Raw genomic sequence first — 25,661 nt, 5'->3', positions numbered from 1 at the left:
TGTCAGCCTCCCTGCTGGGCGCGGTCGCGCCAGATGACCGGGCAGTAATCGGGGTCCGCGTAGTCCGGCCGGCCCTCGTGGGTGCGGCGGACCAGCACGTCGTGGTTGTACGCGGCGAGCGTGCCGTCGGAGAGCGGATACTCCCGCCAGGCGTTGTCGCCGTCCTGCAGGTGCAGCGAGACGGCCCGGCGAGGCCGCCCGCTGACGTTGGCGCCGCTGCCGTGGTAGGTGCGGCAGTGGTGGAAACTCATGTGTCCCTTGGGGATCACCATGGGGATCTTGCGGATCTCGGCGCCGTTGTAGGCCGCGTTCTCGGCCAGCATGGCTTCGAGCTGGTCGCGGTCCCGGTCGGCGAAGTGCCGCACCACGGTGTCGTCGGCGCCGATCTCCCGCCAGCGGTGGGAGCCGTCGACCATGGTGATGGTGCCCATCTCCTCGCCGCAGTCGTGGAACGGGATGAACGCGGTGAGCATGTTCTCCGACGACGAGGACGCCCAGTAGTGCTTGTCGAAGTGCCAGGGCACGATGTTCGACGGCTCACCGGCGATCGGCGGCTTCCAGATCAGCGTGGACTGGAAGATGCGGATCTCGGTGGCGCGGGCCAGCCGGGCGGCGACCGCACCGATCAGCGGCTTGCGCAGGATGCGGGCGATGCCGTCGTGCTCGTGGTGGACGTAGTCGTTGTGCCGCTGCACGTCACCCTTGGACGGCTCCCAGTAGGCCAGCTTCGGCGGCCGTACCGGCAGCCGCCGGTCGCGCTCCCCGGCGTAGTACCTGTCGGTGGCGGCGACGAGTTCGTCCACCTCGTCGTCGGTGAGCAGCTTCTTCGACAGGTACCAGCCGTGCTCGGCGTAGTGCCGGACGTCCTCGTCGGAGGGCAGCAGCGCCTCCTCCTCGGCGGTCAGCCCGGGATCAATGGTGGTCATGCCGTGCCGGCCGGGCATGGCCTCACGGCCCTCGCTTCGCTCGGTGCGTTCACTCATGCCTTAACCCCTCCGGCCGCGGCGGCGGGGATCGCCCCCGCAGCGGCCAGCTCGCGTTCCTTGGCCTCGTAGAGCGCCTTGATGTTGCCGCTGCCGAAGGTGCGCGCCCCGCGCCGCTCGATGAGTTCGAGGAACAGGGTGCGGCGCACGTGCATCGACTCGGTGAAGATCTGCAGCAGCTGCCCGTCGTGGTCGGAGTCGACCAGGATGCTCAGCTCGCGCAGCCGGTCCACCGGCGCGTCCAGCCGGCCGACCCGCTGCTCCAGGCCGTCGTAGTACGCGCCGGGCGTGCTGGCGAACCGCACCCCGCGCCCGGCGAGCGCCCCGACGGCTGTGACGATGTCGTCGGTGCGCAGGCCCAGGTGCTGCACCCCGGCGCCGGCGTGCCAGCGCAGGAAGTCCTCGATCTGCCCCGGCCGGGCGCCGGTGTCCGGCTCCAGCAGCACGAAGGTGACGGTCCCGGACGGGCTCTGCACCACCTTGGAGTTCATCGCCTGACCGGCGACCTCGATGTGCTCGGTGAAGATGTCGGCGAAGCCGAACACCTTCTCGTAGTGCGCGACGGTCTCGTCGAGCTGCCCCGGCGGCACGCAGATCGCCAGGTGGTCGACCTCGGCGAGCAGCGTGTCCGTGCCGTCCGGCGCGGTCACCGGCTCGATCGCGCCGGGCAGGAACACGCCCGGGTCGCCGCGGCGCTCGACCAGGCGGTGCACCACGTCGCCGAAGCCGCCGACCTCGGCGACCACCACCTCGGCGTCCGCGCCGGTGAAGGTGCGCGGCGGGCTCAGCGCCGTCGCGCCGCGGTCGACCAGCTCCGCGTACGCCCCGGCGGCGTCGTCGACGGCGAGCGCCACCACGGCGATGCCGTCGCCGTGCCGGTGCACGTAGGTGGCCGCCGGGTGCTCGGCGGACAGTCCGGTGGTCAGCAGCAGCCGGATGCCGGCCTGGGCCAGCAGCAGCGAGCGCTGCCCGTCCAGCCCGGTCTCCGGACCGCCCTGCCCGCACAGCCGGAAACCGACCGCGTTGTCGAAGTAGAAGGCCGCCTGCCGGGCGTCCCCCACGTACAGTTCGAGATGGTCTATCCCGTTGATGGTCATGGGCTTCCCCTGTTCCCCCCGTGATCGCGACCCGGACGGACGCCCGGGACTGGAGTCCGGTCAGCCCGCGGCCGGGGTGGCGGCCCGGCGGGCCGGCCCGGAGAGCCGGCGCAGGAGCAGACTGACGTTCTGGCCGCCGAACCCGAACGAGTTCGTCAGCGCGTGGTCGGCCCGGGTGGGCCGGGGCACGGCGCGGACGTGGTCCGCCTCGCACTCCGGGTCCGGGTCGTCCAGGTGGTAGGTGGGTGGCAGCAGGCCACCGTCGAGCGCCAGCGCGGTGGCGGCGGCCTCCAGCACCCCTGACGCGCCGAGCAGATGCCCGGTGAGCGCCTTGGTGGAGCTGACCGGCACGGCGCCGGTGCCGAACACCTCGGCCAACGCGATCGTCTCGGCGACGTCACCGAGCTTGGTGCCGGTGCCGTGGGCGTTGACGTACCCGACGTCGGCCGGCCCGACCCCGCCTGCCGCCAGGGCCCGGCGCATGCAGGCGGCCGCTCCCGCGCCGTCCGGCCGCGGCGCGGTCGGGTGGTACGCGTCGGTGTTCGCCCCGAAACCGGCGACCTCGGCGTAGCCGCGCACACCCCGGCCGTCGGCGTGCCCGGCGCGCTCCAGCACCAGCAGCGCCGCGCCCTCGGCCAGCACGAAACCGTTGCGCCGCTTGTCGAACGGGCGGCTCGCCTCGGTCGGTTCGTCCCAGCCCCGGGCCAGCGCCCGGGCGTTGCCGAACGTGTCGGCGAACGTGCCGAACAGCGGCGCCTCGCTCGCCCCGCACACCACCACGTCGGCCTCGCCCGAGCGGATGAGGCGTACCCCGTCGGCGACCGCCTGGGCGCCGGAGGCGCAGGCCGTGCCGACCGACGAGCTGTACCCGCGGATGCCGTGCGCGATGGCGATCCGCGCCGAGGGCATGTTCGGCAGGATGCCGGTGAGCAGGTACGGGCTGACCGCCGCCCGGCCCCGGGCGGCCCGCGCCAGCACCTGGCCCTCCAGCGTGGACATGCCGCCCACACCGCCGACGATCACCGCGATGCGCTCCGGGTCGACGTCGCGGCCCACCTCGATGCCGGCGTCGGCGAGCGCCTCGGCGGCGGTGATCAGGGCGAGCAGCACCACCCGGTCGAGCACCTTCGTCTCCGGTCCGGAGGCGACGCTGCGCGGGTCGATGTCCGGCAGCACGCCGGCCACCTCCAGGCTGCCCGCCGCCGGGTGCCCCTCGGGTGGGCGGCGCAGCCCGGACCGGCCGGAGATCAACGCGTCGAACGTGTCCGCGGCGCCGCGACCGGCCGGGGTGAACAGGCCCATGCCGGTGATGACGGCGCTCACGACGGCGCCTCGGTCAGGTAGCGCTCGCGCAGCGCCACCTTGCGCACCTTCCCGGTGACGGTGACCGGGATGTCGTCGGCGCGTACCGGGACGATCTTGCGGAGCGTGGCGGCCACGTCCGCGCCGAGCGCGGTACGGATCCGATCGGTGCGGTCCGCGTCCGGGTCGGCCCCGGCGGCCAGTTCCAGCAGCACGTCCGTGGTGACGGTGCCGTCGTCCGCCTTGACGATCACCACAGTGCAGTCGGTCACGTCGGGGCAGGCGGCGAGGATGCGTTCCTCGGACAGCGCGGTGAAGAACCGCTTCCCGTCGCCGGCCTCGACCGAGTCGACCGCCCGGTCCAGGTGGTAGTAGCGGCCGTCGTCGTCGGCGTACACCAGGTCGCCGGTGAGGTACCAGCCGCGCAGCCGGAACCGGTACGTGGTGACCGAGTCGTTCCAGTAGCCGCGGAACAGCGACGGCGAGTCGATGCCGAGCCAGCCGACCTGCCCGGGCGGCAGCTCGTTGCCGTCGGCGTCGAGCACCGCGACCTTCGTGAACCGGTACGGGCGGCCCACGCAGCGGCCGTACCGGTCGGTGTCGGTGGTGTGGGTGATGTGGAACATCGAGTGGCCCATCTCGCTGGAGCCGAGCCCGTCGATGAACACCGAGCCGGGTACGCGGGTCACGCCGCCGCGGGTCACCACGTCCCGGGAGCCGACCGCGACCAGCCGCCGTACGTGCGGCTCGTGCGAGCAGTCGCCGGTGTTGAACCACAGCCGCACCGAGTCCAGGTCGTAGCCGGACAGGTCGAAGCGAGCCAGTTCGGCCCAGGTGACCGAGAAGCCGAACACGCCGTCCGGGCGCCACCGCTGGATCGCGTCGAGCACCCGCTCGCCGCCCTGCTCGGAGAGCAGGAACATCTCCGCCCGGTTGCCGAGCGCCTGGTTGACCATGAGCACTGTGGCGGTGTGCGGGGCGGGCAGCGCGTTGAGGATGCGTGTGGTGCCCTGCGCCTGCGGCATGGACAGCAGGTGCCGGGTGGCGGCGAACAGGCTGGCGTGCGAGTGCAGCACCGCCTTCGGCACGCCTGTGGTGCCGGAGGTGTGGGTGATCACGATCGGGTCGTCCGGGTGGTGCCGGTAGTGCGCCGGCGCGGCATCCGGGTCGCCGGTCCCGGCCTGCGCCGGTTCGCCGATCATCGGGGCACCCAGGTCGTGCCCGGCCAGCGCCTCGGCGTGCGCGGCGTCCGCGAGCACACCGGCGGCGCGCAGCCGGCGGATGTACTCGGCGGCGATCTCGGGACGCAGCCTGCCGTTCATCAGCGCCGGGATGGCGCCGAGGCGGGTCAGCGCCAGGAACGACAGCACCATGTCGGCGGCCGTACCGGCCCAGACCGCGACCGGGTCGCGTGGTTTCACCCCGCGTTCGTGCAGCCACGCCGCCCGGGCGGCGACCATCCGGTCGAGCCCGCCCAGGGTCAGCGGGGTCTCGGCCGGGTGGCCGTCGATCTCGGTGTCGAACGTGAGCCCCGGCCCGTCCGGGTCGGCGCCGTGGGCCAGCACCCGGGCGAGCACGTTGCCCGCGCCCAGCTCCGCGTCGGCCGCGAGCGCGCCGCGCAGTCCCTTCGTCCTCATTGACGTGTTCCCTCCCCCAGCAGCACCGCGGTCGCCTCGCCCGGCGTACCGTCCGGTGCCAGTTCGATCAGGATCAGCAACGCCTGTGCGGCGTCGCCGTCGTACAGCAGCAGGTCCGCCTCGGCCTCCCCCTCGGCCCGCGCGTCGCCGGTCGGGCTCAGGCACACCACCGGCCCGTCCAGTCCCCAGCGCGCCGCGACGTGCCCGGCCACGCTGTTCGGCACCGACTGGAAGAAGAACAGCGGCCCGATCCGCCCGCCCGCGTCCACAGTGGCGCGTACGTACGCCGCCCCGGCGGTGTCCCCGCCCGCGCTGACCAGCACCACGGCCGTCCGGTTGCCCGGCGGCAGCGGCCCGTCGGGGTACCGCCGCGCGAGGCACCGCTGCGCCACCGCCGCGACCAGCGGCGCGAACCCCGAGTACACGAACCCCGGCACCCCGGCGGGCCCCGAACCCTCGTCCCCGTCCTCGGGCCACAGTGCCTCCGCGAGCACCACGACTCCCCCGTCGCGCGATCTTGCAGTTGGTGCCCCGGGTGTGGGCGTTGTGCCCGTTTCGCCGGGGCCGGAAGTGCAAGATCGCGGGGTGGGGTGGGGGGCGGGGGTGAAGGCGGTCATGAGGTGCTCACCAGTAGGGCGGTGTTGGCGCCGCCGAAGGCGGCGTTGAGGGTCAGGGCGTGTCCGGTGCGCGCGGGGCGGGGGGCGTCGCGGATGACGTCCAGCGGGCACTGCGGGTCGGGACCGAGCCAGCCGGCGGTGACCGGCAGCTTGCCGTGCCGCAGGGCCAGCACTGTGACCAGCAGTTCCAGCAGCCCGGACGCCTCCAGCGCGTGCCCGTGCACCGACTTGGTGGAGCTGACCGGCAGCCGCCCGGCGTCCTCGCCGAACACCCGGGTCAGCGCCGCCGCCTCGGAGGCGTCGCTGAACGGGGTGCCGGTGGCGTTCGCGTTGACGTAGCCGATCGCGTCCGGTGCCAGCCCGGCCCGGCGCAGCGCCGCCTCGACCGCCCGGGCCAGCCCGAGCCCGCCCGGGTGCGGCTGGCACGGGTGGTACGCGTCCCCCGCCCGGCCCCACCCGGCCACGCTCGCCAGCGTCTCGGCGCCCCGCCGGGCCGCGGCGCCCGCCGACTCCAGCACCACGGCGGCCACCCCGTCGCCCAGCAGCAGACCCTTGCGGCCGGCGCTGAACGGGCGTACCGCGCCGTCGGCGGCGAGCGCCCGGCCGGCGTCGAACAACGCGTACTGGTCCGGTTCGACCAGGTAACCGGCCGCGACCACGATCCGCTCCAGGTCGCCCCGGCGGATCAGCGCCGCCGCGTCGGCGACCGCGCTGCTCGCCGACACGCACGCAGTGGTGTAGATCCGGGTACGCCCGCCGAGGCCGCACCGCGCGGCCAGGTGACCGGCGAGCGCCGGCACCGTCGGCTCGTCCCACCCGTTCGGTACGGGCAGCGAGTACGGCCCGCCGTGGGTGGCCAGGAACAGCGCCGACTCCGCCCGCGCGGCCCGGTCCAGCCCGGCGGCCCGGGCAGCGGCGTCGATCGCGTCGGTCAGCTCACCGGCGAGCGTGCCGACGTCCGGCAGAGTGGCCGCCACCGTCACCCGGCGGCCGGTGGTGTCGAAACGGCGCACCGGCCCGAACGCCGGGGTGCCGGCGAGCACCCCGGCCAGCAGCGCGTCGGCGCCCCTGCCGAGGGCGCTGAGCGCGTACGTGCCGGTGATCCGTACGGTCTCCCGCTCAGCCATCTGCGGGAGCGGTCAGCGAGCCACGGAACACCGCGAGCGCGTCGTCGACGGTGCGGATGCCGGCGAGTTCGTCGTCGCTCAGGTCCAGCCGGCGGTCGTAGCGCTGCTCGACCATGTGCACCAGCCAGGCGAGCTCCATCGAGCCCAGCCGGTCCGGCACCTGGTCGGCGGGGCTCGCGGTCAGTTCGGCGAGCATGCTCACCAGGTCAGCTCGCCCCAGGTCGGGCTGACCGGACATCAGGACTTGTCGCTGTTCGCGGCCACCCGGTCGGCGACCATCGTGGTGAACTCGCCGACCGTCATGAGCGCCAGCTTCTCCGACTCGTCGTCGGCGAACTTCAGGCCGTAGCGATCCTCGACGCGGACCGCGAGGTCGGCCAGGGCCAGCGACTCCAGGTCGACGCCGGAGGGGCCGAGCGTGGTGTCGTCGTCGAGCTCCTCCACGTCGTAGTTCATGTCGGCGAGCTGTTCGACGACGAAGGTGCGGACCTCGTCTCGCATGGATTCAGACCTCTTCTCCGTGTACCGGCTGACGGTGCCCGGTCGGGACACCGCGTGCGTGTGGACCGGCCGGCTCGGGCGCGCGGGTGGCGCGCTGCCCGGCCGGGGCGGGTCGGGATTCGGGGTGGACCGGACGTCCGGCGGGCGTCCGGTGGGTGTGCGGCTCGTACAGCGGGCCGGTCACGACGCCGCGTCCCGCAGCACCGGTACGGACCGGACCAGCTTTCCGGTGGTGGTGCGGGGCATCTGGTCGAGCAGGCGCAGCGTGCGGGGGCGTTTGAAGCCGGCCAGCCGCTCGGCGATCAGCTTCTCGAGCGTCTCCTCGGTCAGCGAGCCGTCGGTCTGGACGTACGCGGTGATGCCGTCGTCCCAGACCACCACCGCGGCGGTGACGCCGGGCAGCCCGGCGACACTGGCCTCCACCTCGGTCAGGTCGACCTTCAGGCCGCCCACCGACACCTGCGAGTCCAGCCGGCCCTTGATGGTGACCAGGCCGGTTTCCGGGTCGACCACCCCGGCGTCGCGGGTGTGCAGCCAGCCGTCGGCCCACCGGGTCGGGTCGGCCAGCCCGACGTACGGGTTGGCCGGGCAGCTCACCCACAGCTCGCCGTCGCGCTCGCGTACCTCCATGCCGGGGGCGGGCGCGATGGCCGGGGGGTGCCGCCCGTACAGGTCGGTGCCGATGACGCCGACCTCGGTCATTCCGTACATGTTGCCCAGCGGCACGCCGTAGCGGTCGGTGAACGCGTTCGCCACGGCGGCGGGCACCAGCTCTCCGCCGGTGGTCATGCGCTTGAGCTGGGGCAGCGGCCCGGCCGGTGTGGTGGAGGCGAGCAGCCCGATGTGGAACGGGACGCCGAGCACGGTGGCCGGGGTGTCCTGGGCGGCGACGGCGGCGAGGATCGCGTCGCCGCTGAGCCGTTCCGGCGGGCACAGCTCGACGCCGGCGTGCAGCCCGTAGAGCAGGCCGCCGACCAGGCCGAGCACGTGCACCATGCTGGGCAGCAGGATGATCCGCTCGCCGGGCAGCGCGACACCGTCGATGCGGGTGTAGCGGTACACCTCGCCGACCAGGTCGGCGGCGGTGCGGCCGATCACCTTGGACGGTCCGGTGGAGCCCGAGCTGAGCTGGATCACCGCGTGCGGGCTGCCCGCCGGGCGGTCGGAGTAGGCACTGACCCCGGCGGTGACGTCGACGAAGATGCGCAGCGCGCCGCCGCCGGATCGCACCGGCGCGACCACCACCTGCGGGCTGAGCCGGCGCAGCGCCTGGTCGACCTCGTGGTCGGTGAGCCGGTGGTCGAGCAGCACCGCCTGGGCGCCGGTACGCCAGGTGGCGAGCAGATGAGCCACGTACGCCAGCGACGGCGGCAGGCGCAGCGCGGCCGCGCCTCCGGCGCGCAGCCCGGCCCCGGTCAGCCGGTCCTGGGCCTCGCCGACGAGCCGGCGCAGCGTGCCCTTGTCCACCGGTTCCGGCAGGCGCAGGCAGACGTCGGTGTCGCGGCCGGTGAACAGGATGTCGTCCACCCAGTCCACCGTTGTCGAGGCAGGATCTTCCGCCACGGGATGTGCAGTCACGACCAGCCACCGTTCCACTGAGGAACTGGGCGGATCCGCCCAGCGGGTACGTCGTTCGGGGTATGGCGGAACCCTACGACGGCCCTCTTCCGCATCGCCAGATGCAAATGGCTAGATCCAAAACAGCGGCTGGGTGGATTGCTCAGGCTCGATCGGACAGGCAGGATCGAGGCCACGCCGGCAAGGTAGTCCGCCGGCCGCCCGATGCTGTGCGCGCGCGGTACCCGCGCGGACGGCGGGGAAGGCTACGCTCACGGCATGTTCCGTGCGGCCCGTCCCGGCGACTTCCCGCAGGTCATCCGCCTCTACCGGCAGCTGAACCCGGACGACCCGCACCTGAGCGACGGCTCCGACGAACGGGCCTTCGCGCGGATCCTGACCACCGAGGGGCTGCACCTGTTCGTGCTGGAGGTGGACGGCGCGGTCGTCGCCACCACGTACCTCAACGTGATCCCCAACCTGAGCCGGTCGGCGTCGCCGTACGCGGTCGTCGAGAACGTGGTGGTCGACGAGTCCCGGCGCGGCACCGGCCTGGGCAAGCGGATCATGGCCGCCACACTTCAGGCCGCCTGGGACGCGGGCTGCTACAAGGCGATGCTCATGACCGGGTCGCGCTCGCCCGCGACCCACGCCTTCTACCTGGCCTGCGGGTTCTCCGGGGACGCGAAGACCGCGTACCTGGCCCGGCCGTCGTGACGGTCAGCGCTCACCCGCCCGCTGCCCGCTGCCCGCTGCCCGCAAAGGATTCACCGGCGCCGGCACCGGGCACAGAGGTGCCGGTGGACACCACCGGTCCGCCCCCGAACGAGCGGAGGCGTCATGCGCTGGCTCTACCTGGTCCTGCTCCTCGTGCTGATCCTGGTCCTCGTCGGGTTGCGGGTGTGGCTCCCCCGGCGCGCCTTCCGGGCCGGCCGCTCCCTCCGGCAGCGCATCGACGGACGCGACTGACCGGCTTCGTCAGCCCTCCCCCGCCGGTGGGGGCGCGGCGCCGCGCAGCACCAGCGCGCTGTTGAACCCGTCGAAGCCGCGCGCGCCGACGAGCGCGATCCGGCTGCGCGGCGGGCGGGGCTGCCGCAGGAACGTCAGCTCGCAGCCGGGCGCCGGCTCGTCCGGGCCGGCCGAGGCGGGCAGCATCCCGCGCCGGAACGCCAGCAGCGCGGTCCCCGCGTCCAGCGCGGACCCGCCCTGGTGCGCCCGCCCGGTCAGCGGCTTCTGCGTGGTCACCGGCGGGGTCCGGTCGCCGAACACGGCTCGCAGCGCCGCCGCCTCGGCCCGGTCGTACGCTGGTACGCCGAGCGCGTCCGGCCAGATCACGTCCACGTCGTGCGGGCGTACCCCGGCACGCTCCAGCGCCAGCCGCAGCGCACGGGCGTAGTGGACCGGGTCGGGGCCGGTGGCCGGGTCGGTGGGCGCGGCGTCGTGGGTGGCGGCCCAGCCGGTGACCTCCCCGTAGACCCGGGCTCCCCGGGCCAGCGCGTGGCCCAGCTCCTCCACCACGAAGACCGCTCCGCCCTCGGCCGGCACGTAACCGCTCGCCGCCACGTCGAACGGCCGGTACGCCCGCTCCGGGTCGGACACGTCGCTGAGCAGCCCGGAGCGGAGCTGGCAGGCCAGCGCGTACGGGCTCAGCGGGCACTCGGTGGCCCCGGCGATCACCACCGGGGTGCCCCGGCGGATGGTGCGCACCGCGTGCGCCAGGCTGTCCAGCCCGCCGGCCGACTCGGACACGGTCACCCCGGACGGTCCCTTGAACTGGTGGCGGATCGACAACTGCCCGACGCTCGCGGCGTAGAACCAGGCGATCGACTGGTACGCCCCGACGGTGCGGCTCGGCCCGCCCCAGAGCCGTTGCAGCTCCCGCTGCCCGAACAGGTTGCCGCCCGACGAGCTGGCGAGCGTGACCGCCCACTTGTACGGGTCGGGCGACACCTCGGGCAGCCCGGCGTCGGCCAGCGCCAGCCTGGTGGCGGCGAAGCCGAGATGCGTCCACCTGTCGGTCTGCACCCGCTGCCGGGTGTCGCTGAACCCGGCCGGGTCGAAGCCGGCCACCTCGCCGGCCACCCGGGTCGGGTAGCGCTCCGGGTCGAACAGCGTGATCGGCCCGGTGCGCCGGGTGCCGGCGAGCACTGTTGCCCAGTGCGCCTCGGCGCCGATGCCGCTGGGCGCGACCACGCCGATGCCGGTCACCACCGCTCGGGCCGTCATGGTGCTGTCCTTGGTCGCGACTGCGGGGCTCGCAAACCCGGCTCACTCCTCGCGCTCACGGTGCTGTCACCGCGAGCCGGCGGAACACCATCGCGGACTGGAAGCCGCCGAAGCCGCTGCCCACCGACAGCGCCACGTCCACCGGCACCTCCCGGGCCTCGTTCGGCACGTAGTCCAGGTCGCACTCCGGGTCGCGGGTGGTCCAGTTCGCCGTGGGCGGGACCACGCCGTACTCGATCGCCAGCGCGCAGGCGGCCATCTCGATCGAGCCGATGGCGCCCAGCGAGTGGCCGACCATCGACTTGATCGAGCTGATCGGGACCCGGTACGCCGTCTCCCCCAGCGCCCGTTTGAACGCGGCCGTCTCGTGCCTGTCGTTCTGGCGCGTGCCGGAGCCGTGCGCGCTGACGTACGACACGGCCGCCGGGGCGAGCCGGGCCTGCCGCAACGCGTCGCTGATGGCCACCGCCATCTCCGCGCCGTCCGGTCGCAGGCCGGTCATGTGGAAGCCGTTGCTGCGGCTGGCGTACCCGGCGACCTCGCAGTAGACGTGCGCGCCCCGGCGGCGGGCGTGCTCGGCCTCCTCCAGCACCAGCACGGCCGCGCCCTCGGCGAGGACGAACCCGTGCCGGTCGGCGTCGAACGGCCGGGAGGCGTGCTCCGGGTCGTCGTTGTCCGGGCTGGTCGCGCCGATGGCGTCGAACGAGGCGACGGTGACCGGGGAGATCGGTGAGTCGGCGGCACCGGCCAGCACCACGTCGGCCTCGCCGTCGGCGACGAGCTGGTGGGCGTACCCGATCGCGTCGATGCCGGAGGTGCAGCCCGTGGAGATCACCTGCGCCGGGCCGTGCAGGCCGTGCCGGCAGGCCACGTCGGCGGCCAGGCTGCTGGGCACGAGCGCCTGGTAGAGGTACGGGCCGCCGAGCGCGTGGTCGACCAGCCAGTGCCGGCCGGAGTCGCTGACCCGCACGTACTCCTGCTCCAGCGCCATGGTCCCGCCGACGGCGGTGCCGAGCACCACCCCGGCGCGTTCCCGCTGCGCGTCGGTGAGGGTGAGGCCGCTGTCGGCGAGCGCCTCGGCGGAGCAGGCGAGCGCGAACTGCACGTACCGGTCGGCGCGCTGCCGTTCGGCGAGCGTGATGCCGGCGGCGTCGGGGTCGAAGTCGCACTCGGCGGCGATCTGCGACCGGAACGGCGACGGGTCGAAGAAGCTGATCCGCCGCGTCGCGGTGCGCCCCTCGGTGATCGTCTTCCAGAACCGGTCCCGGGTGGCGCCGCCGGGTGCGACGACGCCGATGCCGGTGACCACCGTGCGCCGGCCGGTCACGACGGCTCCCGTGGCGGCGGGGCCGCGCTCTCGGTGTCGACGTGGCCGAGTTCCGGGCGCGGAGCGAGCGGTCCGAGGTGGAACACCACCTCGGCGGGCTCGTCGCCGGTGTTGCGCAGCCGGTGCCGCACGTCCTTCGGTACGTAGAGCGCCTCCCCGGCGGCGACCGGGACCGGCACGTCGTCCAGGTCGACGGTGATCGCGCCGCGGGCGACGTAGAGGAACTCCTCGCTGTACGGGTGGTAGTGCTCGGCGATCCGCTCCCCCGGCGCGAGCGTGGCGACGCCCATGAATCCGGAGGTGCTGCCGACCGTCTTCGGACCGAGCAGCACCCGCAGTTCCCCGCCGCGGCGGCGGTCGGCCGGTACGTCGTGGACGGAGACCCGGGCGGTGGTGGTGTCGGTCATCGCGCGCCTCCCGCGTGCGCCCGCTCGATCTTCTCCTTGATCACGGCGAGCTGGATCGAGCTGTTGGTGTTGATCCGGTTGGTCATGCCGGCGTTGTCGACCGGTGCGTCCGGTTTCATCGCGAAGTCCTGCGTCCAGGTCATCCGCGTGCCGCCGGGGATCTCGTCGTAGCGCCAGTGGATGCGCATGTACTCGAACGGGCCGGTCTCGACGCGCCGGGCGTGCACCTCGCGGGTGGCCGGGTCGGCGGTGCGTTCGCTGACCCAGCTCCACGCCACGCCGTTCTCGTCGGGGTCCATGGTGAGCCGGAAGCGCACGGTGTCGCCGTCGCGGTGCAGGATCTCCGCCGTCGCGTACTCGGTGAACAGGTCCGGCCACCGGGCCACGTCGTTGGTGATCTCCCAGACCAGCGGCAGCGGCGCGGCGATCTCCACGGCGTTCTCGGTGTGCCCGGGCGGGTCCGCCTTGCGGGCCACCAGGTCGGCGACGCCGGCGATGCTGAGCTGCCCGGCCTGTTCGGGGATCTTCACCCGCCACCTGTCGGCCACCACCGCTGACAGTTCGAGCAGGGCCAGCGAGTCCATGCCCAGCTCCTCCAGGCTCGCGGCGGGCGCGCCGGCGGCGGCGTCCGGGTCGAGGCCGCAGTGCGTGACCAGGATGTCGGTGATCTCGCGGGCGAGCGGGCGGTCGGGGGCGACGGTCATGGGTTCCTCCAGGTGGTCGGGCCGGCGGCGGGCACGGCGCTGACGGGGGTACGGCCGCCCGGCTCGGCGCGCGGGTCGGGCACGACGGCGCGCGCCGGGGCCGCTTCGGCCGCGCCGTCGGCGGGCGGGGCGTCGGTCGGCGGGGCGTCGTCGGCGGGCGGGGCGAGCAGGCGTTCCACCAGGGCGGTGGTGTGCCGTGCGGCGCGGAAGGCCGGGTCGCGCAGCACCCGCCGGGCGAACGGGATCGTGGTACGCACGCCGGGACCGGCCACGTCGAACTCGGCCAGCGCCCGGTCGAGCCGGTCCAGCGCGGCGTCCCGGTCCGGCGCCCACACCGCCACCTTCGCCAGCAGCGAGTCGTAGTGCGGGCTGACCAGGTAGCCGGCGTGCCCGTGGGTGTCGACCCGGGTGAACGGGCCACCCGGCGGCCGGAACCGGTCCAGCCGGCCGGGTGCGGGCGCGAAGTCGCGGTCCGGGTCCTCCACGTTGACCCGGCACTCGATCGCCACGCCGTTCAGCCGTACGTCGGACTGGCGCAGCCGCAGCGGGGTGCCGAACGCCACGTGCAGCTGTTCCTGCACGAGGTCGATGCCGGTGACCATCTCGGTGACCGGGTGTTCCACCTGGATCCGGCAGTTGATCTCCAGGAAGTGACAGCGTTCGGCCTCGTCGACCAGGAACTCCACGGTGCCCGCGCCGGTGAAGCCGACCGACAGCGCGCCGCGCAGCGCCACCTCGGCGACCGTGTCCAGGGTGGCCTGCCGCAGCGCGGGCGCGGGCGCCTCCTCGATCAGCTTCTGGTGCCGGCGCTGCACCGAGCAGTCCCGGGTGCCCAGGTGCACGCCGTTGCCGTGGCCGTCGCAGAGCACCTGCACCTCGACGTGGCGGGCGTCGGCGAGGTACCGCTCGACGTACACCCGGTCGTCGCCGAACGCGACCTGCGCGGCGGCACGGGTGCGGGCGTACGCGCGGGGCAGCTCGGCGGCCGAACGCACCACTGTCATGCCGCGCCCGCCACCGCCCGCCGCGGCCTTCACGATCACCGGGTAGCCCACCTCGGCGGCCACCTCCTGCGCCTCGCCGACTGTGGGCAGCGTCCGGACGCTGCCCGGCGGCAGCGGCAACCCGGCCCGGCTCATCAGCGCCCGCGCTGTCGACTTGTCCGCGAGCGCGGCCATCACCTGCGGCGGCGGGCCGACGAAGACCAGCCCGTTCTCGGCGCAGATCTCGGCGAAGTCGGCGTCCTCGGACAGGAACCCGTAGCCGGGGTGGACCGCCTGCGCGCCGGTCTGCCGGGCCGCCTCCACGATCGCCGCCGCGTTGAGGTAGCTGCGGCGGCTGGCCGCCGGGCCGATCCGTACCGCCTCGTCGGCGAGCCGCACCGGCAGCGAGTCGGCGTCGGCGCTGGAGTGCACCACCACCGTGCGCACGCCGAGTTCCCGGCAGGCGCGCAGCACCCGTAGCGCGATCTCGCCCCGGTTGGCGATCAGCACCTTGTCGAACATCAGGAGTCCTGTCCGGTGACCGGTTCCAGGGCGATCAGTGGCTGGTCGTACTCGACGGGCTTGCCGTCGTCGACGAGCACCTCGACCACCCGTCCGGCCTGGCCGGCGGTCACCTCGTTCATCAGCTTCATGGCCTCGACGATGCCGACCACCTGGCCCGGGCGGACCAGGTCGCCGACCGCGACGAACGGCATCGCCCCGGGTTCGGGAGCGCGGTAGAACGTGCCGACGACGGGCGAGCGCACGGCCGGCCGGTCGGTCGCCGGGGCCGCACGTGCGGCGGGCTCGGCGGCCCCCGCGGGCAACGCCTCGGCCGGTTCGGCGGCGCGCTGCGCCGGGGGCGCCGGGTCGTGCCACTCGACCTCCAGCACCGATCCGCCGCTGCGCAGCCGCACCCGGCGTACCGGCCCGGCCAGGTCGGCGACGAGCTTGCGGGCCTGCCGGCGCAGCCCGTCGAGCACCTGCTCGGCCTCGGAGTCGGCCATCACGCCACCTCCGCCCGGCCACCGGCCGGGCCGGCAGCCGGGGACGGGCCGGCGGCGGCCGAGCGGGCCGCGCCGAAGCGGCGGAAGCGCTGCCGGCGGCGGCGGACCAGGGTGGCCGGCGGGACGGTGAGCAGTGGGGCGAGGTTCGCCGCGACCGCCCGGCGCAGCAGCTCGGCCGCGCCGCCCGGGTCGGCGTGCGCGGCCGGTCGCGGCTCCGGCACCAGTTCGTCGACCACGCCGAGGCGGCACAGGTCGGCGCCGGTGAGCCGCAGCGCGCGGGCCGCCTGCGGGGCGGCCGAGCTGTCCGGCCAGAGGATCGCGGCGCAGCCCTCCGGGCTGATCACCGAGTAGACGGCGTGTTCCAGCATGAGCACCCGGTCGGCGACCGCGAGCGCGAGCGCGCCGCCGCTGCCGCCCTCCCCGGTGACCACCGCCACCACCGGCGTGGGCAGCACGGTGAGCGCGAGGATGTTCTCCGCGATCGCCGCCGCCTGGCCCTGCTGCTCGGCGCTCACCCCCGGGTCCGCGCCGGGCGTGTCCACGAGCGTCACCACCGGCAGCCGCAGCCGCGCCGCGAGACGCATCAACCGCAGCGCCTTGCGGTGCCCGGCCGGGCTGGCCATGCCGAAGTTGCGGGTCACCAGCTCGGCCGTGGTGTGTCCCTTCTGGTGGCCGATCACCATCACCGGCCGGCCGTCGAGGCGGGCGATGCCGCCGACGACCGCCGGGCAGTCCGCGCCGAGCCGGTCGCCGTGCAGCTCCACGAACCCGTCGAACGCCGTCTCCAGGTAGTCCAGTGTGGTCGGCCGGCCCGGGTGCCGCGCCGTGCGTACCGTCTCCCAGGGGTCGCGGTCCGGGCGCGCGGTCGCGGCCGGGGCGGTGGCCGGCGGGCGCGGCGCGGACGACGGGTTCTCCGGGGCGCGGCGGCCCGCCTCGGCGGCGGCGAGCAGCGCGGCGAGCCGGCCCCGCAGCGCGTGCCGGGGCACCACCATGTCCACCTGGCCGTGCCGCAGCAGGTACTCCGCGGTCTGGAAGCCCTCCGGCAGCTTCGCGCCGGTGACCTGGCGGATCACCCGGGGCCCGGCGAAGCCCAGCCGGGCGCCGCTCTCGGCGAGCACCAGGTCGGTGTTCGTGGCGAAGGAGGCGGCCACGCCGCCGTACGTGGGATCGGTGACCACGCTGACCGTGAGCAGGCCCGCCTCCCGCATCCCGGCGAGGGCCTGGCTGACGGTGGCCATCTGCATCAGCGACAGCGCGCCCTCCTGCATCCGCGCACCGCCGGACGCGGTCACCAGCACCAGCGGGATGCCGTCGGCGAGCGCCCGCTCGGCGGTCCTGGTGATCAGCTCACCGACCGCGCAGCCGAGGCTGCCGCCGAGGAAGCGGAAGTCCATCACCGCCAGCGCCACCGGGTGCCCGCCCAGCCGCGCGGTGCCGCAGAGCACCGCCTCGTCCAGGCCGGTCGCCGTGCGGGCCGCGCCGAGCCGGTGCGGGTACGGCAGCTTGTCGACGAACTCGATCGGGTCGACGCGTACCGCCCGGTCCGGCAGCGGGACGAACGAGTCCGGGTCGGCCAGCTGCGCCACCCGGTCCGGCGCGTCCAGCCTCGCGTGCGAACCGCACTCCGGGCAGACGTCCAGGTTGCGGCGCAGCCGCTTGCGGTAGAGCAGCGACGCGCACCCGTCGCACCTCGACCAGAGCTGCTCGTCGCGCGGTGCGGTCGTGGTCACTGGGGCCGCCCGGCGGCGTCGTACCGGTGGGCCGGCGCGTCGTAGCGGTAGAAGCAGTGCGCCATCGCGTCGCGCGGCGATCGCCAGGTCGGCAGGTACGGCGAGATGTACGGCCGCAGCCGCTCGCTGATCCGGACGAACTCCGGATGCCCGCGGTTGTCCTCCACCGCGCCCTGCGCCGGCGTCTCCGTCTCCAGCAGATGGACGTAGAGGTCGTGCAGCCGGTACAGCGAGCGGTGCCGGACCCCGACCAGGCCGGGCAGCTCGGTCGCGTCGGACTCGGCGAAGATCTCGGCCACCCGGTCCTCGGCCGTCGGCACCACCTTGGCGACGATGAGCGAACGGTCCATTCGCGCCTCCTGCACGTCCCGGTGCGCGGCGAACCGGTCGCGCCGCACGGATTGCCACACGGTCGCGCCGGCGGCGTCTACCGGGCGTCAACCGGGCCCCATCGCGCCACAAACATGGTGACGCTGCGTTGACGCAAGCTGTGCGCAAGCTATGCGAAGATCACCTTCCGCTTCCCGGGCGACGACACTTCTTCGCAGATCACAGGCGTATTACCAAGCCCACTACGGACAGTCGGGTGAACGACCGATCGTTGACTGAGAGTAACAGGCGTTGATATTCTCCGTCTCGGTCAGCCCGGCCACGGTGGAAGTTCCCAGCCGTGGCGGAGGCGTTCCGACACCGGCGTCGCGGGCGGCGGTCCGGGCAATGCGAAACGGTCGGGACGAGGGTTCCGGTGCTGGGGGGTGCGCCGTGTCGGGTGGATCGAAGATGCCGACGGCGGGCGAACCCGCCCCACGGGTGTCACTGCACCTGCTCGGCGGATTCCAGCTGCTGCACGACGGCGCACCGGTGGTCGTACCCCGGGGGTTGCAGCGCGTCATCGCCCTGATCGGCCTGCGCCCGGCCGCGACCCGCAGCCACCTCGCCGGGCTGCTCTGGCCCGACACGCCGGAGGAACGGGCACTGTCGTCGCTGCGTACCGCGCTGTGGCGGCTGCGGCAGGATCCGTGCTGCCCGCTGCGCACCGACGGCGACACCGTCCGCCTCGGACCCACGGTCCGCCTCGACGTCGACGACCTGGTGGAGACCGCGGCGCTGGTCCGCGAGGGCGCCGTCCCGCGCGGCGCCGCCGGCGCCGGACGCCACGACCTGCTCCCCGGCTGGTACGACGACTGGGTGCTGCTGGAACGCGAACGGCTGCGCCAGCTGCGCCTGCACATGCTCGAGGAACTCGCCGGCAACCACCTCGCCGCCGGCCGGCACGGCGAGGCGCTGGAGGCGGCGCTGGAGGCGATGGCCGCCGAGCCGCTGCGGGAGACCCCGCACCGCCTGGTGGTCCGCATCCACCTGGCCGAGGGCAACGCGTTCGAGGCGGTGCACTCCTTCTACGTCTACCGCGATCTGCTCCTGCGCGAGCTGCGGCTGGAACCGTCCCCGGCGATGACCGCGCTGCTCGACGACACCCTCGCGCCGATCCGCCGGGCCAGCCGCCCGGACCCGCCGCCACGGCGGGCGGACCGGACCGCCAAACCGCCGCCGCGCGCCCCCACCGCACCGCCGCCACCACCATCAATGCCCCGGCGTACGCGGTGACGGCCAGGTGACAGCGCGAACTGCACCGTGAGGCCAGCACCGCGGCGGCGAGAGGGGTCACGATGAGTCGACTGTTGGTGGTCAGCCGGATCGTGCCAGGCGCGCAGGGACGGGTGGCGCAGATCTTCGCCGAGGCCGACGCCACCGAGCTTCCCCACCTCACCGGCGTCCGGCACCGGTCGCTGTACTACCTGCACGACCTGTGCGTCCATCTGATGGAGACCGTCGACGTCGCCCCCGGGCTGACCGCGGAGCTGCGCGACAACCCGCTCTACGAGCAGGTCAACAAGCGGCTCTCCGCGCACACCTCCCCGTACCTGCCGACCTGGCACTCCCCCCGCGACGCGGTGGCCGGCTGCTTCTACAGCTGGGACGCCGCCGGCACGCCTGCGCCCGACCGGATCCACTGACCGGCCACGGGCGACGGACGGGACGCCCCGGAACCACGCACGGCACCCAGGTTCCGGGGCGTCTCCCTGCTCCGCGAAGCCGCTCGACCCCGCTTCCGGCACACGCACGGTCATCCTCCGGCCACCGGCGGACACCGCCGGTCCCACCGTCGCGGCCCGGCCCCGGGCTGCCTGTCGTGCGCCGCGCGCGTGTGCGAAGCTGCCCCGAGTCTTTCGCCACCGTCGTGCACGTACATAGTAAGGAGGTTGGCCATGCCGTCGAGCTTCGGGCAGTGGCTGTTCGTGATACTGGCCCTGCTCATCGGATTCGGCGTGGGCTGGGTGGTCGTCGGCCGTCGCCGGTCCGGCGCCCCGGCGACGCCCACGGTGGAGACCGCACCCGAGGTGACCGCCACCGTCGACGAGCCGCGCCCGGTCGCGGTGGTCGACGAGCCCCCGGCGACCGCCACGGTGGCCGAGCAGCCCGCGCCCACCGAGACGGCGACCGCCGAGCCGGCGGTCGCCACCGCCGCCCGTACCGCCGACGAGCCGGAGACGTCGTCGGCCACCGGGTCCGAGCCGGTGTCCTCCCCCGCCGTCTCCGAACCGGCTTCCTCTTCGGTCGCCGCCGAGCCGGTCGCCGCCGAGCCGGTGGCCGAGGCCCAGCCGGTCACCGTGGCCGCCGACCCTACGGTGGACGAGCCGGTGACGGCGTCCACGGCCGCCGTTGCGGACGAGCCCGCCGCCACCCCGGCCCCCACCGATGTGGACGAGCCGGTCGCCGCTCCGACGCTCGTCGCCGAGTCGGAGCCCCTCGCGGTGGAGCCGGAGCGCGCGCCCGTCGCCGTGCCGGCGCAGTCGCCGCCCGCCGACGAGCCGGAGGCTCCGGCAACGACGTCGACTGCTGTTCCGGCCACGGCGGAGGCGGCGCCGTCGCCGGTCGAGACCGCCGAGCCGGTCGCGCCGGTCGCGCCGGTGGAGGCGGTCGAGACCGCCGAGACCGCCGAGCCCGCCGCGGCCGAGCCGGTGGCCGCGGCCCCGGCCGTCGTGCCCGCGCCGCGCGCGTCGGCCGAGAACGACGCCGCCGGGGACGCGCCGGACGACTTCCGGCGCATCCAGGGCATCGGGCCGAAGATGGCCGCCGCGCTCCAGGACGCCGGGATCCGCACCTACCGGCAGCTCGCCGAGCTGGACGAGGCCGCGCTGCGGCAGACCGTGAAGGCCGCCGGGCTGCGCGCCGCGCCCGGTCTCGCCACCTGGCCGCAGCAGGCCAAGGTGCTGGCCGGTGTCCCGGCCGACGCCGAGCGGGTGCTGCCGGCGAGCGCCGAGTAGTAGAGCATCCCCGTTCCGGGCCGGTGGTGACAGTGGTCGCCACCGGCCCGGCGCGTTTCGCGGGGCCGAGCCCGGACGTGCCCCCGGCTCGGCCGCCCGTCGGACGGCGGGCGCCACAGCAACCCCGGCCCGACACGACGACAGAGGGTGACCGACAGAGGCGTTATGTCGGAAAACCGACCAGATGGACAGAGGCGTCGCTACCGTCGGTGAAGGGCCGGGACGGCCCGCCGCGCGTACCGCCACCCGCAGGAGCGTCTCGTGTCCACCGCAGTGCCGGAGCCCGCCGGCCGGCGACCGCCGGTCCGCGATCCGGAGGCGCCGCGCCGGGTGACGCTGCTCGAACTCTTCTTCGACCTGGTCTACGTGGTCGCGCTCGCGTTGATCTCGCGCAACCTGGTCGGGTCGGTGACCTGGGAGCGGGCCGCCGAGTCGCTGGTCATGCTGATGGCGATCTGGTGGACCTGGGCGATCACCACGCTGGTCACCGACATCTACGATCCGCAGCGCACCGAGATCAAGCTGCTGATCGTGGCGGTGATGTTCGGCGCGCTGCTGATGACCACCGCCATCCCGGAGGCGTTCGGCTCGCGAGGGCTGGTGTTCGCCGGCACGTACGTGGCGATCCATCTCGGACGTGGGCTGTTCCTCATGCCTGCCGTGCGGCGGCACACGCAGAGCAGCCGCCGGGCCATCCGCATCTTCGTCTGGTTCGCCGTGTCGGCGGTGCCCTGGTTGATCGGCGCGCTCGCCGCGCACGGCACCGCCCGTCTGTGGTTCTGGGCCGGCGCCCTGGCCATCGACTATCTCGGGTTCCGGCTGGCGTACCCGGTCCCCGGCCTGGGCGCGGTGCCGGAGTCCCAGCGCAACGTGACCGCCGAGCACCTGTCCGAGCGGTACCAGCAGTTCTTCATCATCGCGCTCGGCGACGCCGTGCTGGTCGCCGGCACCGTGTTCAGCGCGCACCACTCCGAGGCGGAGAACCTGGCCGCCTTCGCCACCGCCTTCGGCACCACGCTGCTGCTCTGGCGCATCTACGTGCACAAGTCAGGTGAGCTGCTGCCGCACGCCATCGCCCGGGCCGCCCAGCCGAGCCGGTTCCTCAACACCGCTCCGTACACCCATCTGCTGATGGTGGCCGGGGTGGTGACCACCGCGTCGGGCTTCGACCTGGTCCTGCTGGAACCGACCGGCCACACGCCGCCGGCGTGGCTGGCGGTGATCCTCGGCGGGCCGGCGCTGTTCCTGACCGGCCGGGGCGCCTTCGAGTACGAGGTGTTCAGCCGCGTCTCGGCGTCCCGGCCCGGCGGGGTGCTGGCGTTGCTCACGGTCGCCCCGGCCGGGTTGTACCTCGCGCCGGTCTACGCCTCGGCCGGGGCGATGCTGGTGCTGGCCGGGGTAGCGTTCGCCGACTACCGCCGCAGTCGAGGCCGCCCGCCGGAGGAGCCGATGCCACCGCACTGAGGTAATCGGAATCGGCCGTGCCGGCACCGTTGCGCCGTTTGGCGGATCACCCGCACGGGGTACATGGCCTCCACCTCGAATCCACCACAACCCCAGTGGAGGCAACTGATGCGCGGCACCTCGATAGTCGGCGTCCTGGTCGTCATCTGGCTCATCATCGGCGCCATCGCCGCCGGTCAGCGCGGCTACTACGGCAACGACGAAACCAACTGCGCGGAGGCGGGCACGATCCTGGTCACCATCGTGGCCGGCCCGCTGAACTACATCGGCGCCAACCCGAAGGTGGACTGCAAGCTCCCCGAGCCGTCGAAGTAGGCGGCCACCCCCGTACTTTCCCCTCCCGGCCCGCGCCCGCCCGGCGAGCGCGGGCCGTTCCGTGCCCGGGGCGCGGCCCGCCACCACCCCTGGGCCGTCCTAGGAGGCTGGGTTCCGCCTGGTTTGGCTGCGGAAACCGTGGGAACGGCAGCGGTTCGCCGACGACGGAACGGAGAACCGGGCATGCGGATCGGCTACAAGCTCGCCTCGGAGGCGTTCGGGCCCCAGGAGCTCATCCGGCAGGCGGTACGCGCCGAGGAGGCCGGCTTCGACTTCGTCGAGATGAGCGACCACTACCACCCCTGGCTGGAGGTGCAGGGCCACTCCTGTTTCACCTGGAGCGCGCTCGGCGCGATCGCCGCCCGCACCACCACCCTCGGCCTCGCCACCGGCGTCACCTGCCCGTCGGTCCGCTACCACCCGGCGATCGTCGCGCAGGCCGCAGCCACCATGGCGCTGATCTCCGACGGGCGGTTCACGCTCGGGGTGGGCGCCGGCGAGCGTCTCAACGAACACGTCGTCGGGCAGGGGTTCCCCAGTGTCCGGGGGCGGCACGAGCGGCTGCGCGAGGCGTTGGAGATCATCCGGCTGCTCTGGCAGGGCGGCTACCGGTCCTATCAGGGCCGGCACCTCCAGCTGGAGGACGCCCGGGTCTGGGACCTGCCCGAGCAGCCGCCGGTGATCGCCGTGGCGGCGAGCGGCCGGGAATCGGCCGGTCTCGCGGCCGAGCTGGGCACCGGCCTGTTCGCCACCGAGCCGAAGTCGTCGATCGTCGACCAGTACCGCAACGCCGGTGGCGGAGGGCCGCGCTACGCCGAGGTGCCGATGGCCTGGGCGACTGACGAGGAGTCGGCGGTACGCGCGGCGAAGGAAACCAGCCGCTGGGCGATCACCGGCTGGAAGGTGATGAGCGAGCTGCCCAACCCGGTGAACTTCGACGCCGCCACCGCCTGGGTCGAGGACCACCACATCCGGCAGCAGTTCTCCGTCGGCCCGGACGCGGCGCCGCACGTGGAGAAGGCGCGGACGTACGTCGAGGCGGGCTTCGACCACATCGTGCTGCAGAACGCCGGGCCGGACCCGGACGGGTTCCTGGACTTCTGCGCCCGCGACCTGCTCGCCCGGGTCCGCGCGCTCGGCTAGTCGTCCGTGTCCGGCCGGCCCCGCGCTGGGCCGTCCCCGCGCTCGGCCGGCCCGCGGCTCAGCCCCCGACGTGGATGCCGGGGCGGCGGGTCGGGTCCGGCTCGGACTTGCGGATGATCTCCCGCACCACGGGCGGGGTGTCACCCCGGCCGAGGATGAGGTAGCGCAGCAGGTGCGCGATCGGGTTCCCCTCCGACCACTCGAAGTGGCAGTGCGGGCGGACGCCCGTCGCGTCGCGCAGCGCCAGCAGGATCGCGGCTATCGCGTTCGGCGCGGCCGGGCTGCTGGCGCGCAGGATCCGGTATCCGCCGGACTCCACGCCGTGCACCCGCAGCACCTGGCTGAACTGGGACGGGTCGCTCACGTCGATCTCCAGGAACAGCACGTCGGCGGCGCCGGGCACCGGGTTCATCGACCGTTGCGCCCGTTCCTTGACCCGGTACTCCTTGACCGACCCGCGCTGCCGCTTGTTGGCGATCAGGTGCAGCCGCCCGTCCCGGGCGACGGATTCGTCGACGAAGCGGCGGGCGGCCTCGTCGAACTCGATCCGCTCGGCACGCAGCTCGGTGGTCCGGGTGACCCGGGAGATCAGCGACACCGCGACGATCCCGGCGATGAAGAACCCGGAGATGGTGATGCCGTCGGGCTTCTCCACCACGTTCTCCGCCAGCGCGTACAGCAGCACGGCGGTGAGCAGCGCGAAGCCGGCCCCGGCGGCGCGGCTGCGGGCGCGCAGCGCCGCGATGGTCACCGCTATCGCGGCGGAGACCATCATCGCGAGGATGCCGGTGGCGTACGCGCCGGCCTGGGCGTTCACGTCGGCGGAGAAGGCGATGGTGATGGCGATGCTGATGGCGGTGTAGACCAGCACCACCGGGCGCACCGCCCGCCCCCACTCCGGCGCCATGCCGTACGACGGCAGGTAGCGGGGCACGATGTTGATCAGCCCGGCCATCGCCGACGCGCCGGCGAACCAGAGGATGAGAACGCTGCTGATGTCGTAGACGGTGCCGAACGCCTCGCCGAGGTGCTCGTGGGCGAGGAACGCCAGCGCCCGGCCGTTGGCCGGCCCGCCGGGGGCGAACGCCTCGGGCGGGATCAGCACGGTGGTCACGAACGTGGTGGCGATCAGGTAGACCGACATGATCAGCGCGGCGGCGGTGAGCAGCCGGCGGGTGTTGCGGATCCGGGCGTCGAGCCGCCGTTGCGCGTCCTCGCCGTCGCCGCGCACCAGCGGCATCATGCTCACCCCGGTCTCGAACCCGGACAGGCCGAGCACCAGGAGCGGGAACGCGAGCACGCTCGTGGCCAGGACGTCGCCGGGCCCGCCGGCGTCGGCCAGCCGGCCGGTCCAGTCGCCGAGCAGGCCCGGGTCGGCGACGACCTCGGCCACCCCGGCGACCACCACCACCGCGTTCAACCCCAGGAACACCGCCACCAGCGGGATGGCGACCTGCACGGCCTCGCTGAACCCGAGCAGGAACACGCCGCCGAGCACGAGAAGCAGCGCCACTGTGACCAGCACCGCCGCGGTGCCGCCGTGCGGGAACGACGCGGGCAGCACCGGGTTCTCCAGCAGGTGCACGCTGGCGTCGGCGGCGGAGAGCGTGATCGTGATGATCCACGAGGTGGCGACGAAGCCGAGCAGCACCAGCACGAAGACCTTGCCGCGCCAGAACGGCAGCAGCCGCTCCAGCATGGCCACCGAGCCCTGCCCGTGCGGGCTCTCCCGGGCCACCCGGCGGTACATCGGCAGCATCCCCAGCAGGGTGAGCGCCACGATCAGCAGCGTCGCCAGCGGGCTGAGCGCGCCGGCCGCCACGGCGGCGATGCCGGGCAGGTAGGACAGCGTGGAGAAGTAGTCGACGCCGGTCAGGCACATCACCTGCCACCACGGGTGGGACCGGGTCTGGTGCTCGCGGACCTCCGGGCCGACCGGCTCGACGCGGTGCGCGAACAACCACCTGTGCAGCCGGCCCGCCGGGGGTGCCGGCCGCGCCGGGGCCGCCACCCGTTCCGGCAGCTCCCGTGCGGCACGGCCGGACCGTTCGGCGTGTTCGCCGTGCCGGCCGGCCCGGGCCGCCGCGGCCGCGTGCGCCTCCCGCCGCCGCTCCCGGGTACTCCTGGGCCGCTCCGCGTCCCCCGCCTGCCCCATCTGCTCCCCTTCGTCCCTATGAAGACGGTAGGGGTTGTCCCGGGCACGGCCCG

General features: G+C 74.1%; 25 protein-coding genes and 1 pseudogene. 8 read left to right on the top strand and 18 right to left on the bottom strand.

All coding sequences use genetic code 11. From position 1 onward, the window contains the following. Positions 1-2: 2 nt before the first annotated feature. The 9 genes from Q3W68_RS16510 to Q3W68_RS16470 form a co-directional block, all read right to left on the bottom strand. Complete coding sequence (locus Q3W68_RS16510; protein ID WP_302906698.1) at positions 3-926, bottom strand: phytanoyl-CoA dioxygenase family protein; 924 nt, start codon at positions 924-926, stop codon at positions 3-5. Between the two features lie 53 nt (positions 927-979). After that, complete coding sequence (gene hppD / locus Q3W68_RS16505; RefSeq protein ID WP_302906276.1) at positions 980-2,080, bottom strand: 4-hydroxyphenylpyruvate dioxygenase; 1,101 nt, start codon at positions 2,078-2,080, stop codon at positions 980-982. Between the two features lie 60 nt (positions 2,081-2,140). After that, entirely contained in the window at positions 2,141-3,403 is a 1,263-nt protein-coding gene (locus Q3W68_RS16500) for a beta-ketoacyl synthase (RefSeq protein WP_302906275.1), read from the bottom strand. Beyond that, positions 3,400-5,019 carry a class I adenylate-forming enzyme family protein gene (locus Q3W68_RS16495; protein ID WP_302906274.1) on the bottom strand — a complete coding sequence of 540 codons (1,620 nt, stop codon included), beginning with the start codon at positions 5,017-5,019 and terminating at the stop codon, positions 3,400-3,402. Before Q3W68_RS16495 ends, Q3W68_RS16500 begins: the two co-directional genes overlap by 4 nt. Beyond that, on the bottom strand, positions 5,016-5,516 hold the full coding sequence (locus Q3W68_RS16490; RefSeq protein WP_302906273.1) for a hypothetical protein: 501 nt from the start codon (positions 5,514-5,516) through the stop codon (positions 5,016-5,018). Before Q3W68_RS16490 ends, Q3W68_RS16495 begins: the two co-directional genes overlap by 4 nt. Positions 5,517-5,632: 116 nt before the next feature. Continuing rightward, positions 5,633-6,763 carry a beta-ketoacyl synthase gene (locus Q3W68_RS16485; RefSeq protein WP_302906272.1) on the bottom strand — a complete coding sequence of 377 codons (1,131 nt, stop codon included), beginning with the start codon at positions 6,761-6,763 and terminating at the stop codon, positions 5,633-5,635. Continuing rightward, positions 6,756-7,001: an acyl carrier protein gene (locus Q3W68_RS16480; protein ID WP_120569630.1), complete on the bottom strand. Its 246-nt coding sequence runs from the start codon at positions 6,999-7,001 to the stop codon at positions 6,756-6,758. The genes Q3W68_RS16485 and Q3W68_RS16480 overlap by 8 nt, the downstream gene beginning before the upstream one ends. Beyond that, positions 7,001-7,264, bottom strand: coding sequence for an acyl carrier protein (locus Q3W68_RS16475; RefSeq protein WP_018784085.1), 264 nt, complete (start codon positions 7,262-7,264; stop codon positions 7,001-7,003). The genes Q3W68_RS16480 and Q3W68_RS16475 overlap by 1 nt, the downstream gene beginning before the upstream one ends. A gap of 180 nt (positions 7,265-7,444) precedes the next feature. Beyond that, on the bottom strand, positions 7,445-8,791 hold the full coding sequence (locus tag Q3W68_RS16470) for a class I adenylate-forming enzyme family protein (protein ID WP_302906271.1): 1,347 nt from the start codon (positions 8,789-8,791) through the stop codon (positions 7,445-7,447). Between the two features lie 309 nt (positions 8,792-9,100). Between Q3W68_RS16470 and Q3W68_RS16465 the strand changes: the two genes are divergently transcribed. After that, positions 9,101-9,538 (top strand): GNAT family N-acetyltransferase, encoded by a 438-nt coding sequence (locus Q3W68_RS16465; RefSeq protein WP_302906270.1) that lies wholly within the window; start codon positions 9,101-9,103, stop codon positions 9,536-9,538. A 123-nt stretch (positions 9,539-9,661) separates the two neighbouring features. Beyond that, positions 9,662-9,790, top strand: coding sequence for a hypothetical protein (locus Q3W68_RS16460; protein ID WP_256451508.1), 129 nt, complete (start codon positions 9,662-9,664; stop codon positions 9,788-9,790). Between the two features lie 9 nt (positions 9,791-9,799). On the opposite strand, the gene Q3W68_RS16455 is transcribed toward Q3W68_RS16460, so the two are convergent. Genes Q3W68_RS16455 through Q3W68_RS16420 form a run of 8 tightly spaced genes read right to left on the bottom strand, consistent with a single transcriptional unit; the run spans position 9,800 to position 17,555 of the window. Next, a complete protein-coding gene (locus Q3W68_RS16455; protein ID WP_302906269.1) occupies positions 9,800-11,047 on the bottom strand; it encodes a beta-ketoacyl synthase N-terminal-like domain-containing protein in 1,248 nt (415 codons plus the stop codon). Positions 11,048-11,102: 55 nt separating this feature from the next. Beyond that, a complete protein-coding gene (locus Q3W68_RS16450) occupies positions 11,103-12,374 on the bottom strand; it encodes a beta-ketoacyl synthase (protein WP_302906268.1) in 1,272 nt (423 codons plus the stop codon). Next, positions 12,371-12,781, bottom strand: a complete 411-nt coding sequence (locus Q3W68_RS16445) for a cupin domain-containing protein (protein WP_018784080.1) — start codon at positions 12,779-12,781, stop codon at positions 12,371-12,373. The genes Q3W68_RS16450 and Q3W68_RS16445 overlap by 4 nt, the downstream gene beginning before the upstream one ends. Continuing rightward, positions 12,778-13,485, bottom strand: coding sequence for an SRPBCC family protein (locus Q3W68_RS16440; protein WP_302906267.1), 708 nt, complete (start codon positions 13,483-13,485; stop codon positions 12,778-12,780). The genes Q3W68_RS16445 and Q3W68_RS16440 overlap by 4 nt, the downstream gene beginning before the upstream one ends. After that, complete coding sequence (locus tag Q3W68_RS16435; protein ID WP_302906266.1) at positions 13,482-14,990, bottom strand: acetyl/propionyl/methylcrotonyl-CoA carboxylase subunit alpha; 1,509 nt, start codon at positions 14,988-14,990, stop codon at positions 13,482-13,484. Before Q3W68_RS16435 ends, Q3W68_RS16440 begins: the two co-directional genes overlap by 4 nt. Next, positions 14,990-15,475, bottom strand: a complete 486-nt coding sequence (gene accB / locus Q3W68_RS16430; RefSeq protein ID WP_302906265.1) for an acetyl-CoA carboxylase biotin carboxyl carrier protein — start codon at positions 15,473-15,475, stop codon at positions 14,990-14,992. The genes Q3W68_RS16435 and accB overlap by 1 nt, the downstream gene beginning before the upstream one ends. Further along, a complete protein-coding gene (locus Q3W68_RS16425) occupies positions 15,475-17,205 on the bottom strand; it encodes an acetyl-CoA carboxylase carboxyltransferase subunit alpha (protein WP_302906264.1) in 1,731 nt (576 codons plus the stop codon). The genes accB and Q3W68_RS16425 overlap by 1 nt, the downstream gene beginning before the upstream one ends. Beyond that, a complete protein-coding gene (locus Q3W68_RS16420) occupies positions 17,202-17,555 on the bottom strand; it encodes a TcmI family type II polyketide cyclase (protein ID WP_302906263.1) in 354 nt (117 codons plus the stop codon). The genes Q3W68_RS16425 and Q3W68_RS16420 overlap by 4 nt, the downstream gene beginning before the upstream one ends. 412 nt (positions 17,556-17,967) lie before the next feature. Here Q3W68_RS16420 and Q3W68_RS16415 point away from each other — a divergent pair, with 412 nt between their 5' ends. The 6 genes and pseudogenes from Q3W68_RS16415 to Q3W68_RS16390 all read left to right on the top strand — a co-directional run bounded on the left by Q3W68_RS16415 (position 17,968) and on the right by Q3W68_RS16390 (position 23,453). Beyond that, entirely contained in the window at positions 17,968-18,810 is an 843-nt protein-coding gene (locus Q3W68_RS16415) for a BTAD domain-containing putative transcriptional regulator (protein ID WP_302906262.1), read from the top strand. 62 nt (positions 18,811-18,872) lie between these two features. Next, on the top strand, positions 18,873-19,220 hold the full coding sequence (locus Q3W68_RS16410) for a TcmI family type II polyketide cyclase (RefSeq protein WP_128139073.1): 348 nt from the start codon (positions 18,873-18,875) through the stop codon (positions 19,218-19,220). 1,068 nt (positions 19,221-20,288) lie between these two features. Continuing rightward, positions 20,289-20,531: pseudogene (locus tag Q3W68_RS16405) on the top strand (DUF4332 domain-containing protein); the annotation flags it as partial. Positions 20,532-20,792: 261 nt separating this feature from the next. Beyond that, positions 20,793-21,995, top strand: a complete 1,203-nt coding sequence (locus tag Q3W68_RS16400) for a low temperature requirement protein A (protein ID WP_302906261.1) — start codon at positions 20,793-20,795, stop codon at positions 21,993-21,995. Positions 21,996-22,103: 108 nt separating this feature from the next. Continuing rightward, positions 22,104-22,310 (top strand): hypothetical protein, encoded by a 207-nt coding sequence (locus Q3W68_RS16395; protein ID WP_013286658.1) that lies wholly within the window; start codon positions 22,104-22,106, stop codon positions 22,308-22,310. Positions 22,311-22,493: 183 nt separating this feature from the next. Further along, positions 22,494-23,453, top strand: coding sequence for a TIGR03557 family F420-dependent LLM class oxidoreductase (locus Q3W68_RS16390; RefSeq protein ID WP_302906260.1), 960 nt, complete (start codon positions 22,494-22,496; stop codon positions 23,451-23,453). Positions 23,454-23,511: 58 nt separating this feature from the next. Here Q3W68_RS16390 and Q3W68_RS16385 read toward each other — a convergent pair whose 3' ends face one another. Further along, positions 23,512-25,608, bottom strand: coding sequence for an amino acid transporter (locus Q3W68_RS16385; protein WP_302906259.1), 2,097 nt, complete (start codon positions 25,606-25,608; stop codon positions 23,512-23,514). Between the last annotated feature and the right edge of the window lie 53 nt (positions 25,609-25,661).

The sequence above is a fragment of the Micromonospora sp. C28ISP2-4 genome (assembly GCF_030519385.1).
Lineage (GTDB): Bacteria > Actinomycetota > Actinomycetes > Mycobacteriales > Micromonosporaceae > Micromonospora > Micromonospora tulbaghiae.
Note: the sequence above shows the minus strand (reverse complement) of the source record. Positions and strands in the feature narration are given on the sequence as shown.

Excerpts from the sequence above, each read along its gene's own strand:
- Q3W68_RS16510 (WP_302906698.1), bottom strand. The coding sequence starts at position 926 with ATGACCACCATTGATCCCGGGCTGACCGCCGAGGAGGAGGCGCTGCTG.
- hppD (WP_302906276.1), bottom strand. The coding sequence starts at position 2,080 with ATGACCATCAACGGGATAGACCATCTCGAACTGTACGTGGGGGACGCC.
- Q3W68_RS16495 (WP_302906274.1), bottom strand. The coding sequence starts at position 5,019 with ATGAGGACGAAGGGACTGCGCGGCGCGCTCGCGGCCGACGCGGAGCTG.
- Q3W68_RS16485 (WP_302906272.1), bottom strand. The coding sequence starts at position 6,763 with ATGGCTGAGCGGGAGACCGTACGGATCACCGGCACGTACGCGCTCAGC.
- Q3W68_RS16480 (WP_120569630.1), bottom strand. The coding sequence starts at position 7,001 with ATGTCCGGTCAGCCCGACCTGGGGCGAGCTGACCTGGTGAGCATGCTC.
- Q3W68_RS16475 (WP_018784085.1), bottom strand. The coding sequence starts at position 7,264 with ATGCGAGACGAGGTCCGCACCTTCGTCGTCGAACAGCTCGCCGACATG.
- Q3W68_RS16465 (WP_302906270.1), top strand. The coding sequence starts at position 9,101 with ATGTTCCGTGCGGCCCGTCCCGGCGACTTCCCGCAGGTCATCCGCCTC.
- Q3W68_RS16460 (WP_256451508.1), top strand. The coding sequence starts at position 9,662 with ATGCGCTGGCTCTACCTGGTCCTGCTCCTCGTGCTGATCCTGGTCCTC.
- Q3W68_RS16455 (WP_302906269.1), bottom strand. The coding sequence starts at position 11,047 with ATGACGGCCCGAGCGGTGGTGACCGGCATCGGCGTGGTCGCGCCCAGC.
- Q3W68_RS16445 (WP_018784080.1), bottom strand. The coding sequence starts at position 12,781 with ATGACCGACACCACCACCGCCCGGGTCTCCGTCCACGACGTACCGGCC.
- Q3W68_RS16440 (WP_302906267.1), bottom strand. The coding sequence starts at position 13,485 with ATGACCGTCGCCCCCGACCGCCCGCTCGCCCGCGAGATCACCGACATC.
- Q3W68_RS16435 (WP_302906266.1), bottom strand. The coding sequence starts at position 14,990 with ATGTTCGACAAGGTGCTGATCGCCAACCGGGGCGAGATCGCGCTACGG.
- accB (WP_302906265.1), bottom strand. The coding sequence starts at position 15,475 with ATGGCCGACTCCGAGGCCGAGCAGGTGCTCGACGGGCTGCGCCGGCAG.
- Q3W68_RS16420 (WP_302906263.1), bottom strand. The coding sequence starts at position 17,555 with ATGGACCGTTCGCTCATCGTCGCCAAGGTGGTGCCGACGGCCGAGGAC.
- Q3W68_RS16410 (WP_128139073.1), top strand. The coding sequence starts at position 18,873 with ATGAGTCGACTGTTGGTGGTCAGCCGGATCGTGCCAGGCGCGCAGGGA.
- Q3W68_RS16395 (WP_013286658.1), top strand. The coding sequence starts at position 22,104 with ATGCGCGGCACCTCGATAGTCGGCGTCCTGGTCGTCATCTGGCTCATC.
- Q3W68_RS16390 (WP_302906260.1), top strand. The coding sequence starts at position 22,494 with ATGCGGATCGGCTACAAGCTCGCCTCGGAGGCGTTCGGGCCCCAGGAG.
- Q3W68_RS16385 (WP_302906259.1), bottom strand. The coding sequence starts at position 25,608 with ATGGGGCAGGCGGGGGACGCGGAGCGGCCCAGGAGTACCCGGGAGCGG.